The following is a 15,541-nucleotide window of genomic DNA, read 5'->3' as shown; positions in this document are numbered from 1 at the left end:
AGACTGTTTGCGACGCAAGCGCCATCAGTCTTGCGGCCAGATTTCGCGGCTCAGGGCTCTTACCGCTTGTGCCGATTCGAGCGCCAGAGCGTCCTGGGCGCGCTGACGGCACAACTGATAATCGAGTTTGCGCACGCGCGCCTTGATGCCGGGCACGGACACGGGGTCGACGGACAGTTCCGTCACACCGAGGCCGACCAGCAACGGTGCCGCGAGCGGATCGCCAGCGAGCGCGCCGCACACGCCGACCCACTTGCCGTGCTTCTCCGCGCCTTGCACGGCAACCGAAATCAGGCGCAGCACGGCCGGATGCAGGCTGTCCGCCTGGGCGGCGAGATCGGGCTGGCAGCGGTCCATCGCAAGCGTGTATTGCGTGAGATCGTTGGTGCCGATCGACAGGAAATCCGCGTGCTTCGCCAGTTGATCGGCGAGCAGCGCCGCCGACGGCACTTCGATCATTACGCCGACTTCGATCTTCTCGGCGCGGCCCGCTTCGGCGGCGAGTTCGTCGATCCGCTTGCGCAGACGCACGAGTTCGCCCACGTCCGTCACCATCGGCAACAGGATGCGCACCTTGCCCAGCGGCTGAACCGCGAGCAGGCCGCGCAACTGGTCTTCGAGCAGATCCGGGCGCACCTGCGCGAGACGGATGCCACGCAGGCCGAGCGCCGGGTTCGGTTCGGGCGGCAGCGTCAGGTAATCGACTTCCTTGTCCGCGCCGACATCGAGCGTACGGATGATGGCCGTGCGGCCCTTCAACGCCTCGACGATGGCCTGATAGCTCTGGCGATGCTCGTCGACGGTCGGCGCCGCCTGACGATGGATGAACAGCAGTTCGGTACGCAGCAGGCCGACGGCGTCCGCGCCGTTGTCGACGGCGGTCGTTGCGTCGTCGAGTGTCGCGATGTTGGCGGCGACTTCGATCGCGCGGCCGTCGCTGGTGGCGGCGGCTTGCTGCGACGTGCGGCGATTCACTTCGCGCACGCCGGCCAGACGCGCACGCTCGTTGCGCGCGCGTTCGACATCGAGTGCGCTCGGCGCGTATTCGAGACGGCCCGCCGTCGCGTCGACCACGACCTGCGTGCCGTCGGCGATTGCATGCAGCGCGTCGCCCATGGCAACCAGTGCCGGAATGCCCGCCTGACGCGCGATGATCGCCGCGTGCGACGTCGCACCGCCGCGCGCCATCACGAGCGCAGTGACGCGCTTGCGATCCAGCGTCGACAGATCCGACGGCGTGAATTCGTCGGCGCTCAGCACGGCTTCATCGGGCAGAGAACGCGACGCCGCGTTCGAGTAGCCGAGCGCGCGCAGCACGCGCTTTTCGAGATCGCGCAGATCGGCGGCACGTTCGGCGAGCAGCGCATCGTCGACCTTCGACAGCACGCCGATCTGCGCCCGGATCGCCTCGCGCCACGCGAAGCCCGCGCTCTTGCCGAGGCTGATCAGATCGCGCGCGGCGTCGATCAGCGTCGGGTCTTCGAGCAGCACGCGATGCACCGCGAAAATGCCCGCTTCGCCATGCGCGCCGCGTTGCGACGCGTCGCGCACGGTCGTGTTCAGTTCAGAGTCGACGGCGGCGATTGCCTTGTCGAGCGCGCGGCTTTCGGCAGCGGGCGTGTTGCCCGTCGTCTCCGGCGGATCGATGTCGGCGTCGTCCCAACGAACGAGCTTGCCGACCGCGATGCCGGGCGCCGCGCATACGCCCGTGAGCGTGTTCGGCGCGAGCGGCTCACCCGCTTTCGGCGCGGCGGTGACGGGCGCGGGCGACATCTGCCGCGCGGGCTTTTCTTCCGCTTCGCCGTGCGCCTCGCGCGTCAGTTCGCGCACCACGGCTTCGACGGCCGCGCCAGCCTGCGCACCGATACCGACGATCTCGACCGTCGCGCCCTGCCCCGCGCCCAAGCCGAGCAAGCCGACCACGCTTTCGATCGCCGCCTTCTTGCCTTCGAAACGCACTTCGACACGCGCATCGAGACCACGCGCCGCTTCACGCGCACGCGCCGCCGGACGCGCATGCAGACCGCCAGCATGTTCGAGCACGATGGTCTGGCGCGCTTCTTCGCTCACGCTCGACGCTTCGCGCGATGCCGCCACGGCCGCACCGTCGCGCACGCGCAAAGTCAGCAGCGGCGACTGTCCCGCCTTGAGCACGCCATCAGCGGGAGCGCGCTCGACGATCTCGAATGCATCCGAGTTCGCAATCGCGATCACCGACACGAGACTCGGCGCATTGCGCGCAACGGCGTCCTGATCGAACTCGATCAGCACGTCGCCCGTGCGCACGCTCGCGCCCTGCTCGATCATCGGCGCGAAGCCCTTGCCGTTCAGCTCGACCGTGTCGATACCGATATGCAGCAGGATTTCAGCGCCCTCTGCCGTCGTGATCGTGACGGCGTGGCCGGTGCGCGCCAGGTGCATCACGACGCCGTCGCACGGCGCAACGAGCTTGCCTTCCAGCGGATCGATACCGATGCCGTCACCGAACATGCCGCCCGAAAACACCGGGTCGGGCACCTTCGCGAGCGGGACGACGGGACCCGTCATCGGCGCGAGCAGGACAATATGGCCTTCGGAATGGCTCTTCAAACGGGACTCCTCGACACGTCGCATCTGGCTATCTCGATCAGTGAGTTTCGGTGACTTTCATCAGATGGCGCGGCGCATCAGGATTGCGTCCGCGGGCGGCGGCGAGGCCGGCAGCCATCACATAGAAAGAAAGGATTGCGGCAATCGGATCGAGCGCGGCGTGCGCCGTCGATACGAGCGGCAAGGTGGCTTCGGGTACGTCGGCTGGATCGGCGGCGAGCAGCACACGCGCGCCGCGCGCCTGCATGTCGCGCGCGAGTTGCAGAAGCCCCGCCTGTTCCGGTCCGCGCGGTGCGAACACCAGCAGCGGATAATCGCGGTCGATCAGTTCCATCGGGCCGTGACGCACTTCGGCGCTCGAAAACGCCTCGGCCTGGATGCCCGACGTTTCCTTGAGCTTCAACGCCGCTTCCTGCGCGATCGCGAGGCCAAGACCACGGCCGATCACGATCATGCGTTCGGCGTCGCGCAGTTCGTCGACGGCCTTCGACCAGTCGAGCGCGCCCGCGCGGCGCAGTGCGTCCGGCAGCGATTTCAGGCCGTCCAGCAACGCTGCGTCCTGCTGCCAGTGCGCCACGAGCTGCGCGGACACGGACAGCATCGCGATATAGCTTTTGGTCGCCGCGACGCTCAGTTCGGGACCGGCAAGCAGCGGCAGATAAAACTCGCACGCGTCTTCGAGCGGCGAACCGGGCACGTTGACGGCGGCCACGGTCAGCGCGCCCGCTTCGCGCAGTGCCTGCATCGTGCCGACCAGATCGGGACTCTTACCCGATTGCGAGAAGCCGAGCGCAAGCTGGTTGCGCACCTGCAGCGGCGCCTGTTGAAGCGTTGCGACCGACATCGGCAGCGAGGCGACGGGCAGGCCGACGCGGCTCATCGTCAGCGAAGCGAAGTAGCTCGCCGCGTGATCCGAACTGCCGCGCGCCACTGTGAGCGCGACATGACGCGGTTCCTGTGCGAGCCGGGCCGCGAGCGCTTCCACGCGCGACGTATCGTTGAGTTGCGCGGCGACCACATCAGCGGACGCCAGCGCCTCTTTAAGCATATTCGACAATCGATTCTCCTTCGACGTAAGTCGCCGTCAACGCCAGTTCGCGATCGAACACGACGATGTCTGCCCACGCGCCGCGCGCGAGACGGCCGCGGTCTTCGAGGCCGAGATAGTCGGCGGCATAACGGGACATACGGTTTGACACATCGGCCATCGGCAGGCCGAGCGATACGAGATTGCGCAGCGCCTGGTCCATCGTCAGCGTGCTGCCTGCGAGCGTGCCGTCGGCGAGACGCACGCCGCCGAGACACTTCGTCACGTGCTGGCTGCCGAGGCGGTATTCGCCGTCGGGCATGCCCGTCGCCGACGTGCTGTCCGTCACCACGTAGAGACGCGGAATAGCGCGCATCGCGGCGCGGATCGCGCCCGGATGGACGTGTAGCAGGTCGGGAATGATTTCCGCGTATTCGGCGTGCGCGAGCGCCGCGCCGACCATCCCCGGATTGCGGTGATGCAGGGGCGACATCGCGTTGAACAGGTGCGTGAAACTGCGCGCGCCGTGCTTCATCGCGGCGACGGCGTCGTCATACGTGCCGAGCGAGTGGCCGAGCTGCACACGCACGCCGCGCGCATTGATCTCGGAGATGATCTCCATGTGGCCGGAGATTTCCGGCGCGATCGTGACGACGCGGATCGGCGCGATCGACAGATACTTCAGCACTTCGTCGAGCACCGCCGACACGGCCGCGTCAGGCTGCGCGCCGAGCTTGCCGGGGTTGATGTACGGACCTTCGAGATGCACGCCGAGCACGCGCGCGCCGCCCGGCACGCGGTTCTTCGCGACGTCGCCGAGACCCGCGACGACGGCCATCAGTTCGTCGCGCGGCGCGGTCATCGTGGTCGCGAGCAGGCTCGTCGTGCCGAAGCGCGCGTGTGTGCGCGTGATCGCCTCGATTGCGTTGCCCGCTTCCATCACGTCGGCACCGCCGCCGCCATGCACGTGAAGATCGATGAAACCGGGCAGGATGTATGGCGCGTCGTTGGTCGACGGATCGACGGCATGGCCCGTGATGGCCGTGATGCGGCCGTTTTCGGATTCGATCGTGCCGTGGATCCAGCCTTCGGGAGTGAGTATGTTTCCGGTCAGCATGAGTCTCTCTGATGTTGCGTTATGCAGTGCGTGACTGATTCGCGCCGCGTGCGTTCCGTTTGTCTGCCGTCGCGCTGTTCAGCGCACGGGGTCACAGCCGCAGTTCAGCGACGAAGTCGTAGTAGTCATCCCGGCAATAGGTATCGGTGAGTTCGATGGCGCGCTGGTCGGCGCTGTAGCCCACGCGCGTGATCAACAGCAGCGCGCAGCCTTGTTCGATGTCCATCAGTGCGCCGATCTCGCTCGACGCGTTGACGGCGCGAAAGTGCTGCAGCGCGCGCACGACGGGCATGCCGCGCTGCTCGAGGTAACTGTAGAGGGAGCCGCCGATCGCCCGCGGATCGGACACGATCGACACGGGCAGCGACGAATGCTCGACCGCCATCACGATGCCGTCGGCGCGGCGCAGGCGGCGCAGGCTCGCGACCGAGGCACCGGGCGACAGGCCCAGATGCACGATCTCGTCGCGCGTCGCGCTGCGCACTTCGCGCTCGAGCCATATCGAATCCGGGCGGAAGCCGCGCTGCTCCATCTTCTTCGTAAAGCCGGTCAGACGCGACAGCGGATCTTCGACGCGCGGCGTGATGAAACTGCCCGCGCCGCGCGCGCGGCGGATCAAACCCTGCTCGACCAGCAATGCAATCGCCTTGCGCGCCGTAATCCGCGACACGCCGATCGCGTCGGACAAGGTGCGCTCAGACGGCAGCGCCTCGCCCGCCGACCACACGCCGCAATGGATCGCCGTCGCCAGATTGCGGGCGAGCTGCAGGTAGAGCGGTGTGACGTTGTGGGCGTCAGGTGTCAGTGCGGACCAACGGGTTTCCATATGGCTCGGTCGGGGATCGTGAGGGGAACTGGACTGCTCGGCCTACGAATTCGGAGCCCATTATATAACCACCATAATACCAGTCAACGAGCTGGTATCTAGCTGGTCTACATCACGCAAACCCTTGTCCGATAAGGCATTCCGGCTATTAAGCAAATTTCCACTGACAACCCGCTGGCATTAGGGGATACCCGTATCTGAGACCAGTTGTCGAACTGGTTCGCACCGATCGTCTGTCAAGTTGCGTGCGTTAACCCGCAAATGTCATACCTCTTTATTAACGATCTGGTGCAAACTTCGAAATTCGCGAGCGATCACTCGATGGAAACAACATAGCTTGGTGACCGAATGACAGGCCAATACGGGGAGCGGAAACGGTGAACGATCCCGCTACAGTCCGGGCGGAAGCCGTCCGCCATTTCAATCGCTTTTACACGCAGCACATTGGGGCGCTGCACGAACATCTGCAGAAAAGCCCGTTCTCGCTGACCGAGGTGCGGGTCATGCAGGAACTGTCGCGCAGCGAGCACCAGACGGCTGCAGCGCTCGCGCGCAATCTCGGCATCGACAGCGGCTATCTGAGCCGGCTGCTGTCGAGCTTCGAACGGCGCAATCTGATTTCGCGGCGGACGTCGGAGATCGACGCGCGCCAGTCGCTCGTCTCGCTGACCGAGACGGGGCTTGCCGCGTACCGGCCGCTCGACGCCGCCGCGCTCGACGAAGTCGGCGCCGTCCTCGCGCGGCTCGCGCCGCATTCGCAGGACCAACTGATCGGCGCGATGAAGCTGATCGAGCGCCTGCTCGACGAGCGGCCGCGGCACAGCATCGTCACGCTGCGCGCGCCGCGCGCGGGCGAATACGGCTGGCTGGTTTCGCGTCAGGCGCAACTGTTCGCCTACGGCCACGGCTGGGACCACACGTTCGAAGCGCTGCTCGCGCAGCAGGCCGCGCGCTTCGCGCAGGGTCACAACACGTTGCGCGAAATCTGCTGGGTCGCGGAACAGGATGGCTTGATCGTCGGATCGGCATTGGTGGCAGCAGCATCCGACACCCAGGCAAGCGTGCGCATGCTCTATGTCGAACCCGACGTGCGGCGTCTCGGCATCGGCACGCAACTAATCAACGAATGCCTGCGCTTCGCAAAGCGCGCGGGCTACCGCACGCTCTCGCTCGAAAGCGAAAGTTCGCTCAATGACGCGCGGCGGCTGGTCATGCAGGCTGGCTTTACGCTCTTATCGACCGCGCCCGAGCGGCGTTTTGGGCGTGATCTCGTCATCGAGCAGTGGGAGCATGGGCTGTAGCGGCGGTGTGTCTCGCGCCTTTGCGACGCGCATAAAAAAACGCCACGGTTTGCCGTGGCGTTTCTCCTTTTACATCATGCGATCAGGCGCGTCGCTCAGAACGACGGCACGACAGAACCCTTGAACTCGGTCTTGATGAACTGGCGCACATCTTCCGACTGATACGCGGCAACCAGCTTCTTCACCCACGGTTGATCCTTGTCCTTGATGCGCACGGCGATCAGGTTCGCATACGGGCTATGCACGTCTTCGAGCGCGATCGCGTCTTTGGTCGGCTGCAGGCCTGCCGCCAGCGCAAAGTTCGTATTGATCGCTGCGGCATCGACGTCGGAGAGCGAACGCGGCAATTGCGCTGCGTCCAGTTCGATCAGCTTCACCTTCTTCGGATTGTCGGCGACATCGAGCGGCGTCGCGTTGCTGCCGTTCGTGCCCGCGCCCGCCTTCAGCTTGATCACGCCTTGCGACTGCAACAGCAGCAACGCGCGATTTTCATTCGACGGATCGTTCGGCACCGCGACCTTCGCGCCTTGCGGCAGATCCTTCAGCGACTTCAGCTTCTTCGAATAGACGCCGAGCGGTGAAATGTAGGTCAGACCGGCGTTGACGATCTTGTAGCCACGCTGCTTGATCTGGCTGTCGAGATACGGCTGGTGCTGGAAGCTGTTCGCATCGAGATCGCCTGCGTCGAGCGCGGCGTTCGGCTGCACGTAATCATTGAACTCGATGACCTTGACGTTCAGGCCTTCGCGCTTCGCGACCTTCTGCACTACCGACCAGATTTGCGCGTCGGGACCGCTGATCGTGCCGACCTTGATGACCTTGTCGTCGGCGCGTGCGCCGAAGCTCGTGACGAGCGCCGCCGAAGCGAGCGCTGCGGAAAAGACCTTGATGAGTGTTCTGCGCTGCATGTGATTCTCTCTTGACTGCCTTGTTTCGGATTCGTGTTCGACAGCGGGCACATTGACGTTGCCCGCGAAGCGTCGAGCCTTAAATGGTCTCACAGGCACGCGTCGATGGGAAATACAGGGTTCGCATATGGGTATGCGCGTAATCCCGGCTGCCCTTCGAGCCAGATCGCGCCGTGACCTGACGCGGGCGAGAGCGTTTTCGGAACTGTCCTATAGGGGCATCTCCGCTGTCTTTTTAGGATGTGTGCGTTTTGGCGCCCGATCGATCAGTCGGGTGTCCTCGCCGGTCCTTCCTTGCGGCCACTCACACATTTCAAAAGAAGAGACTCATGTCCTATCCCGCTCGCCCCATCGCCTTCGTACTCGCCGCGACCAATCACGGCAACATGATCGTCAACCGCAACGACTTCGCCACCAATCAGAATGGCGGAACGTTCGGTGTCGGCTTTCAATTGCTCACGGCATCGCAATTCGACATCCACGAAATCAATCTCGCACGCCTGATTCTCGACCTGCGTCGCCGCCATTTCGGCGACGGTGTCGTTGCTGTCGACGGTGGCGCGAACATCGGTGTGCATACGATCGAATGGTCGCGACACATGCACGGTTGGGGACAGGTGCATTCGTTCGAAGCGCAGGAGATGGTCTTCTACGCGCTGGCCGGCAACATCGCGCTCAACAACTGCATGAATGTGCGCGCGCGCCTGGCGGCACTGGGCGAACGTAGCGGGGAGATGATCGTGCCGCGACCGGACTACACGCGGCCCGCGAGCTTCGGCAGTCTGGAACTGCGCCAACGCGAAAATACCGAGGCCATCGGGCAGCCGATCTCTTACGACGCGCGGGACGGCGTCAAGGTGCCCGTGATCGATCTGCCCTCTCTGGAACTCGACCGGCTGGACTTTCTGAAGCTGGACGTCGAAGGAATGGAACTCGACGTGCTGCGCGGGGCACGCGCCGTGCTCGAACGACACCGCCCCGTCATGCTGGTTGAAATGATCAAGTCTGATCGCAACGCGATTCAATCCTTGCTCACCGAGCTCGGCTATCGTCAGTTCGACTTCGGAATCGATCAACTGGCGATCCACGAATCCGACCCGACGCTACAGCACATCCATCAGACCGGGAACGGTCTCGGTATCGGTTGAGAAGCCGTTAGAAGGTAGTCCAATCGTCATCGGATGACGACGCCTTTACCGGACGCGGCGACGCGTCCATCCTTGCGGCCGGCTTCGCGACCTCGCGCGCACCGAGGTCCGCTTTCGCCGCTGTCGCGGCCGCCGCGACTGCCGGTTTGACGGCTGGCTTCGCCGCTGCATTCACCGCCTTCTTCGCTGCCGCTGGAAGCGACTTCGCGGCGACCGTCGGCTCACCGCCATTTACCCGGAACGCACCGATCGTCTGACGCAAACGCGCCGCCTGATCCTGCAGCGACGCAGCAGCGGCCGCAGCCTGCTCGACCAGCGCCGCGTTCTGCTGCGTGACTTCGTCCATTTGCGTGACGGCGCGTCCCACCTGCGAAATGCCGCTGCTCTGCTCTTCCGACGCCGCCGCGATTTCGCCCATGATGTCCGTCACGCGGCGCACCGCCTGCATGATCTCGCTCATCGTCGTGCCGGCCTGTTCGACGAGCGTGTAGCCGTTGTTCACGCGCTCGACGGAATCGCCGATCAGCTGCTTGATCTCCTTCGCCGCCGTCGCCGAACGTTGCGCGAGGCTGCGCACCTCGCCCGCGACGACCGCGAAGCCGCGGCCCTGCTCGCCCGCGCGCGCCGCTTCGACGGCTGCGTTCAGCGCGAGAATGTTGGTCTGGAACGCGATACCCTCGATCACACCGATGATGTCCGAGATCTGCCGCGAGCTGTCGTTGATCTCCGTCATCGTGCTGATCACGCGGCTGACGACCTCGTTGCCCTTCGTCGCAATGTCCGACGCGTTGTTCGCGAGGCCGCTCGCCTGGCGCGCATTGTCGGCGTTCTGCTTGACGGTCGCCGTCAGCTCTTCCATGCTCGCCGCCGTTTCCTGCAGCGACGCCGCCTGCTGTTCCGTACGCTGCGACAGATCGCCGTTGCCCGCCGCAATCTGCTGCGTCGCCGATGCAATCGACTCCGCCGACTGGCGAATCTCGCCGATCGTGCGCTGCAAGCGGCTTTGCATCTCGTTCATCGCGGCCATCATGCTCGACGAATCGTTCGCGCGCACCGACACGATCTGCGTGAGGTCGCCCGTCGCGATACGCGCCGCGAGCTTCGCGGCGTCCTGCGGCTCGCCGCCGAGACTGCCCCGCACGTTGCGGATGATCAGCAGCATCGCGAACGAAATCCCTGCGCCGATCACCATCACGACGATGAAATGCTCGATCAGGTTCGCGTAGTAAGCGGTATCGATGTCGCGCACGAACACGCCGCTGACGATGTTCCAGTCCCACGGCGCGAAACGCACGGCATAGCTGATTTTCGGCACGGCCTCTTCACTGTGCGGCAAACGCCCGCGATATTCGGCGAAGCCTTTGCCCGTCGCCTTCGCCGCGTCGAGGATCGACATGTACAGCAGCTTGCCGTCCGGGTCCTTGAAGTCGCCCACCGCTTTGCCGTTCATCTGCGGTAAGGTCGGATGCATCAGCACGACGGGCTTCGAATCCATCACGAACAGATAACCGGATTCGCCGTAGCGCATCGTCGCGAGACGCGCGAGCGCTTCGCGCTGCGCGTCGGCCTCGCTCATCTTGCCGGCCTGCGCGAGCGCGTAGTAGCCGCTCACGACGCCTTGCGCGGCATCGACGAGATTCACCATGCCGGCCTTGCGCTCGTCGAGCATTGTCGAGCGGGTTTCCACCGCGCTCCACAATCCGACGCCCAGCAAGCCCAGCCATACGAGCACAAGCGATAACCACAGCTTGCGGTTCAGACTCATCCTACTCATTGTGTTGGTCTCTTATGGTGTGGTCACATCTTTGGCAAATCTGTGGCTCCCGCCTAAGACAGAATGGGCGCAAACGATTGCTCTCTTGGATAACGGCAAAGCGATGCGCCGACTTGAGGCAGCCTGTCAGTCATGACCTGCGCCATGTCAGCCGATAATGACGAGATGCGGCCCCTACGCGGGCCGGCCGCCTCTTCCCCATTTGCGAGGTTTCTTTATGTATATCGTCTCCCTCAGCTACACGGCATCGCTCGAGCGTGTCGACGATGCGCTCGAAGCCCATCGCGCGTTCCTGACGCGTCAGTTCGACGCGGGCGTGTTCATCATGGCGGGGCCGAAGGTGCCGCGCGACGGCGGCGTGATCATCGCAGCGGGTATCGAGCGATCGAGACTCGACGAGATTCTCGCGAGCGATCCATTTGCGCAGCAGAAGGTGGCGCGCTATGAGGTGACGGAGTTCAAGGCGACCCGGATGGCACCGGGGATGAATCTGAAGGTGCCTGAGTGAGCGTCAGCCTTAGAAAATAAAAAAAGGCTGCACGTCGTCGTGCAGCCTTTTTTCATTTCAATGTGCGACTTTCGCGCCGCTCGCTCAGCCGAGCAACAGCTTCAGATCGTGCACCCACGGCGATGCGCCCTGCCCGTCGCGCGCGAAAAGACGCAGCTTGCCGTCGGTATCGAATACGTAGCTCGCGGCCGTGTGATCCATCGTGTAGCTGTCGGGCGTCTTGCCCGGCACCTTCGCGTAGTAGACGCGGAAGTCCTTCGTCACCTTCGTCAACTGCTCCTGATCGGCAGGGCGCAGGCCGACGAACGTCGGATTGAACGCGGGCACGTACTGCGACATCAGTTCGGGCGTATCGCGCTCGGGATCGACGGTGACGAACAGCACCTGCACGCGCTTCGCGTCTTCGGGACCGAGTTGCTGGAGCGCCTGCGAAAGCTCGGCCATCGTCGTCGGGCAGACGTCGGGGCAATGCGTATAGCCGAAGAACATCACGACGACCTTGCCCTTGTAGTCGGCCAGCGAGCGCATCTTGCCGCTCGAATCCGGCAGCGAGAAGTCCGCGCCGAACTGCTTGTTCCCCGTAATATCGACGTTCGTGAACGCGGGCTGTTCCTTCCCGCATCCCGACACCAGCGCCGCGCCGCCGAGCGCGCACGCGACGAGAGCAACGCGCGCCGCGCGCGCGAACCGTTTAATGAGCATGGTCTTACGCGCCGATCAAGGCACGCGCATAGTGGTCGATCAACAGTGCCGCAAACAGCAGCGACAGATAAACGATCGAATAACGGAAGGTTTTACGCGCGAGGTCGTCGGAATATTCCCGATAAATCTTCCACGCATACGCGAGGAACACGGCACCCAACAGAACCGCCGACGCGAGATACACGATTCCGCTCATGCCCGAGATAAACGGCATCAGCGTGACCGCGAACAGAATGACGGTGTACAGCAAGATATGCAGACGCGTGTACTGCTCGCCGTGCGTGATGGGTAGCATCGGCAGGCCGGCGTTTTCGTAGTCCTTGCGGCGATACAGCGCGAGCGCCCAGAAATGCGGCGGCGTCCACACGAAGATGATCAGCACGAGAATCCACGCGTCGCCGGGGACGGCGCCCGTCACGGCTGCCCAGCCGAGCGCCGGCGGCATCGCGCCCGATGCGCCTCCGATCACGATGTTCTGCGGCGTATAAGGCTTGAGCAGCAGCGTGTAGACGATCGCGTAGCCGACGAAGGTGGCGATGGTGAGCCACATGGTCAGCGCATTGGTGAACGTGTAGAGCGTCCACATGCCAAGGCCGCCGAGCACGGCCGAGAACAGCAGGATCTGCGAAGTGGTGATCTCGCCGCGTGCCGAAGGACGCCACGCGGTGCGGCGCATCTTCGCGTCGACTTTCTGTTCGACGAGACAGTTGATCGCGAACGCAGCGCCCGCCAGCAACCAGATGCCGACAGCGCCGCCGATCAGCACCGTCCACGGCACCATGCCGGGCGTGGCCAGGAACATGCCGATCACTGCGCAAAACACGGCGAGCTGCGTGACGCGCGGCTTCGTCAGCGCAATGTATTGAGAAATCCGGCTACCGGGCGAATGGGGGAGAGTTGTGCTGTCCATGAGGGATCACGCTGGCGCGGCGTCGCGCGCGTGAACCATGGCGCGGCCGGGACGGCTATAAGCGATTCGAAAGTTTAACATAACGAGCAACAGCAGCAGGATCGCGGCCCCGCCGTTATGGGCGACGGCAATGGGCAAAGGCCATTGCAAAACGATGTTCGACAGGCCCGTGACGAACTGGATCACGATCACGAGCAGCACGCCGTTTGCGGGCCGCCGCAGCGACTCGAAGCGGCGCATTTTCAGCGCGAACCACAGCAGATACGCAACAACGACAAACGCGAACGTACGATGCGTCCAGTGGATCGCCACCAGCGCGTCCTGCGTGATCACGTCACCGTCGCCCGTCATGCCGAGCGCGCGCCACAAGTGAAAACCGTGCTCGAAGTCCATCGGCGGAATCCACTGACCGTTGCAGGTCGGGAAATCGGTGCAGGCGAGCACCGCGTAATTCGTGCTGACCCAGCCGCCGAGCGCAATTTGCACGATCAGCAGCGCGAGGCCGAACAGCGCGGCAATACGCCACTGCGACGCTTCGGGCTCATAGGCGGGAAGCGGCGTCTGACGCGCGGCGAGCCAGCCGAGCGTGCCGAGCAGCGCGAGCCCGAGCAACAGGTGAATCGTCACGATCACGGGTTGCAGCTTCATCGTCACGGTCCATGCGCCGAACGCGCCCTGCACGAGGATCAGCAGCAGCAGCGACGTCGGCCACCACGGCGACACGTGGAGCGGACGGCGCTTGATGCGCGCGACCCACGCGATGACCGTCTGCGCGACGATCAGCACGCCGATCGCCATCGCGAAGTAGCGGTGAATCATCTCGATCCAGGCCTTCGTCATGCTGACGGGGCCCGACGGCATCGCGTGATACGCGGCGTTGATCGCCGCGTGCGCGATGAACGGCGACGACGTGCCGTAGCAGCCCGGCCAGTCCGGGCAGCCGAGGCCCGAGTCGGTCAGGCGCGTGAAGCCGCCGAACATCACGAGATCCAGCGTCAGGAAGGTCGTGACCCAGACCAGCTTGCGAAACTTGTTGTCGTCGGCTTTCACCCACACGTACGACAGCGGCAGCAGCGCAATGCACAGCCCGATCAGTCCCAGTTGCAATACGAACATCTATCTTTCCTTCTCTCGCCACCAGGCGAGTTTCAACGTGCTCGCGGCACTTTAGCCGATACCCGAATTTCTGAGCAGTTTCGTGACATCACCCTTGATCTTGCTCGGGTTTGCGTCTTTCGGGAAACGCATCATCAGATTGCCGTTCGGGTCGACCATGTAGATGTGGTCGGTGATCTGCGTGCCTTCATCGGCGGGCAGCCACGCGCTCACTTCCTTCGGATCGGCGATCAGCATCTCCGTGTCCTTATACGCGCCGTCGACGACGTCGGGCACCTTCGCGGCATCCGTGCGCAGAAACACGTTGACGATGCGCTCACGCTCGCCCGCCTGGGTCGCGCGCACCTGACGCATGAAATACAGCTTCGTCACGCAAGGCTTGTCGCACGCGCTGCTGTCGACGGAAATCATCAGCCAGCGGCCGCGCAGCGACGCGAGCTTCATCGGCTTGCCGTCCTCGCCCGTGACGACGAGCGCGTCGGGAATCGGGCGTTGCGGTTCGATCAGCGTGCCGTAGCTCGTCGTGCTGCCCTTCGGCTTGATCACGTAGTACGTGAAATACGACCCGATGACGGGTGCCGCGCACACCAGCGCGATCAGCAGCAGCATCCAGCGGCCGCGCTGCCACGAGCCTTTGCCGCTCGGTTGGCCCGGAACCTTACCCTGCCCGCCTCGCGCGGGTTGCTGTCCGGTTTGCTGCGAACGGGGGTTTTGCGTCGACACTCCTGATCCCTTTTTCATGATGGCGCTTTCACCACGTCTATAAGCTGGGCCCGAGCCACACGTGAAGCATCACGCGCGGGGCGCCTGTCCGTTGTTGGCCGCGTCGCCGCCGTCCGGTCCATTGCTGTCGATCGACTTCGCATGCTTCGCGCCGCGCCGGGCCGCGTACAGACCGAAGGCGATCGCGGCGGCGGCGATGCCCCACCACTGGGCCATATAGCCATAGTTGCGTTCGACGCCCGACGTCGGCGCGGGCCAGTCGCGCACGAGTTTGTCGCCGTCGTCGCTGGTCTGCTGGATCACGAACGGCTGCAGCGGCAAGCCCGTCTCCGCCGCGTACGACGCCACATCGAGATTCTGGCGAATCGCCTGATGCGCCGCCGAGCCGCCCTCTCCAAGCTCATATGCCCGGGTCGCGTCGGCACGCGCGATGCCTTCGATTTCGATCTCGCCCTTTGGCGTATCGTACGGTGCGATCGCCGTGCGCTCGCTCATGTTGCGCGGCAGCCAGCCGCGATTGACGAGCACCACGCCGCCGTCGCGCAGTGTAAAGGGCATCACGACGTAAAAGCCCGGCTGGTCGTTATACGGACGATTATCGAGGTACACCACTTGCTGCGGCATAAACTGTCCAACCGCGCGCACGCGATGAAACTCGATGTCCTTCAGCGCAATGGGCGCAGCGCCCACGGTCTGCGCGGGCGCGTTCTCGAACCGCGTGATCTGCGCCTGCAGCGCTTCCTTCTGATGCGCGCGGTCGCGCTGCCAGAACCCGAGCCGCACCGTCACCGCGACGACGATCAGAATCAGCAGCGTCGGTATGAGACGAATCTTCATCGTGCGATTTTGGCCGGGACACGAACCATTGCGCGCGGTGCGATAATGAAATCGT

At 64.2% G+C, this 15,541-nt stretch carries 14 protein-coding genes; 3 read left to right on the top strand and 11 right to left on the bottom strand.

What is annotated here, in order from left to right:
- Positions 1-24 precede the first annotated feature (24 nt).
- The 4 genes from ptsP to PPGU16_RS01630 all read right to left on the bottom strand — a co-directional run bounded on the left by ptsP (position 25) and on the right by PPGU16_RS01630 (position 5,559).
- On the bottom strand, positions 25-2,613 hold the full coding sequence (gene ptsP / locus PPGU16_RS01645) for a phosphoenolpyruvate--protein phosphotransferase (protein WP_180721420.1): 2,589 nt from the start codon (positions 2,611-2,613) through the stop codon (positions 25-27).
- A gap of 13 nt (positions 2,614-2,626) precedes the next feature.
- On the bottom strand, positions 2,627-3,637 hold the full coding sequence (locus PPGU16_RS01640) for an SIS domain-containing protein (protein ID WP_180722520.1): 1,011 nt from the start codon (positions 3,635-3,637) through the stop codon (positions 2,627-2,629).
- Positions 3,630-4,733, bottom strand: a complete 1,104-nt coding sequence (gene nagA / locus PPGU16_RS01635) for an N-acetylglucosamine-6-phosphate deacetylase (protein WP_180721419.1) — start codon at positions 4,731-4,733, stop codon at positions 3,630-3,632. The genes PPGU16_RS01640 and nagA overlap by 8 nt, the downstream gene beginning before the upstream one ends.
- A gap of 91 nt (positions 4,734-4,824) precedes the next feature.
- Positions 4,825-5,559 (bottom strand): GntR family transcriptional regulator, encoded by a 735-nt coding sequence (locus PPGU16_RS01630; RefSeq protein WP_180721418.1) that lies wholly within the window; start codon positions 5,557-5,559, stop codon positions 4,825-4,827.
- Positions 5,560-5,936: 377 nt separating this feature from the next.
- On the opposite strand from PPGU16_RS01630, the gene PPGU16_RS01625 reads away from it, so the two are divergent.
- Positions 5,937-6,860 carry a bifunctional helix-turn-helix transcriptional regulator/GNAT family N-acetyltransferase gene (locus tag PPGU16_RS01625; protein WP_180721417.1) on the top strand — a complete coding sequence of 308 codons (924 nt, stop codon included), beginning with the start codon at positions 5,937-5,939 and terminating at the stop codon, positions 6,858-6,860.
- A gap of 95 nt (positions 6,861-6,955) precedes the next feature.
- Here the strand turns inward: PPGU16_RS01625 and PPGU16_RS01620 are convergent, their stop codons facing one another.
- Positions 6,956-7,768, bottom strand: a complete 813-nt coding sequence (locus PPGU16_RS01620; protein WP_079484196.1) for a MetQ/NlpA family ABC transporter substrate-binding protein — start codon at positions 7,766-7,768, stop codon at positions 6,956-6,958.
- Positions 7,769-8,097: 329 nt separating this feature from the next.
- Between PPGU16_RS01620 and PPGU16_RS01615 the strand changes: the two genes are divergently transcribed.
- Positions 8,098-8,916 (top strand): FkbM family methyltransferase, encoded by an 819-nt coding sequence (locus PPGU16_RS01615; protein WP_180721416.1) that lies wholly within the window; start codon positions 8,098-8,100, stop codon positions 8,914-8,916.
- A 7-nt stretch (positions 8,917-8,923) separates the two neighbouring features.
- Here the strand turns inward: PPGU16_RS01615 and PPGU16_RS01610 are convergent, their stop codons facing one another.
- Entirely contained in the window at positions 8,924-10,690 is a 1,767-nt protein-coding gene (locus tag PPGU16_RS01610; protein ID WP_180721415.1) for a methyl-accepting chemotaxis protein, read from the bottom strand.
- 217 nt (positions 10,691-10,907) lie between these two features.
- On the opposite strand from PPGU16_RS01610, the gene PPGU16_RS01605 reads away from it, so the two are divergent.
- Positions 10,908-11,198, top strand: coding sequence for a YciI family protein (locus PPGU16_RS01605; RefSeq protein WP_180721414.1), 291 nt, complete (start codon positions 10,908-10,910; stop codon positions 11,196-11,198).
- Positions 11,199-11,282: 84 nt separating this feature from the next.
- Here the strand turns inward: PPGU16_RS01605 and PPGU16_RS01600 are convergent, their stop codons facing one another.
- The 5 genes from PPGU16_RS01600 to PPGU16_RS01580 all read right to left on the bottom strand — a co-directional run bounded on the left by PPGU16_RS01600 (position 11,283) and on the right by PPGU16_RS01580 (position 15,486).
- On the bottom strand, positions 11,283-11,900 hold the full coding sequence (locus PPGU16_RS01600; RefSeq protein ID WP_180721413.1) for an SCO family protein: 618 nt from the start codon (positions 11,898-11,900) through the stop codon (positions 11,283-11,285).
- Between the two features lie 4 nt (positions 11,901-11,904).
- Positions 11,905-12,810, bottom strand: coding sequence for a heme o synthase (gene cyoE / locus PPGU16_RS01595; RefSeq protein ID WP_042306340.1), 906 nt, complete (start codon positions 12,808-12,810; stop codon positions 11,905-11,907).
- 6 nt (positions 12,811-12,816) lie between these two features.
- Entirely contained in the window at positions 12,817-13,926 is a 1,110-nt protein-coding gene (locus PPGU16_RS01590) for a COX15/CtaA family protein (RefSeq protein ID WP_180721412.1), read from the bottom strand.
- Between the two features lie 51 nt (positions 13,927-13,977).
- Positions 13,978-14,649, bottom strand: a complete 672-nt coding sequence (locus PPGU16_RS01585; protein ID WP_180721411.1) for an SCO family protein — start codon at positions 14,647-14,649, stop codon at positions 13,978-13,980.
- 69 nt (positions 14,650-14,718) lie between these two features.
- Positions 14,719-15,486 carry an SURF1 family protein gene (locus PPGU16_RS01580; protein WP_180721410.1) on the bottom strand — a complete coding sequence of 256 codons (768 nt, stop codon included), beginning with the start codon at positions 15,484-15,486 and terminating at the stop codon, positions 14,719-14,721.
- Between the last annotated feature and the right edge of the window lie 55 nt (positions 15,487-15,541).

The organism is Paraburkholderia largidicola (assembly GCF_013426895.1).
Lineage (GTDB): Bacteria > Pseudomonadota > Gammaproteobacteria > Burkholderiales > Burkholderiaceae > Paraburkholderia > Paraburkholderia largidicola.
The sequence above is the reverse complement of the archived record's forward strand: the minus strand, read 5'-3'. Positions and strand labels throughout refer to the sequence as shown.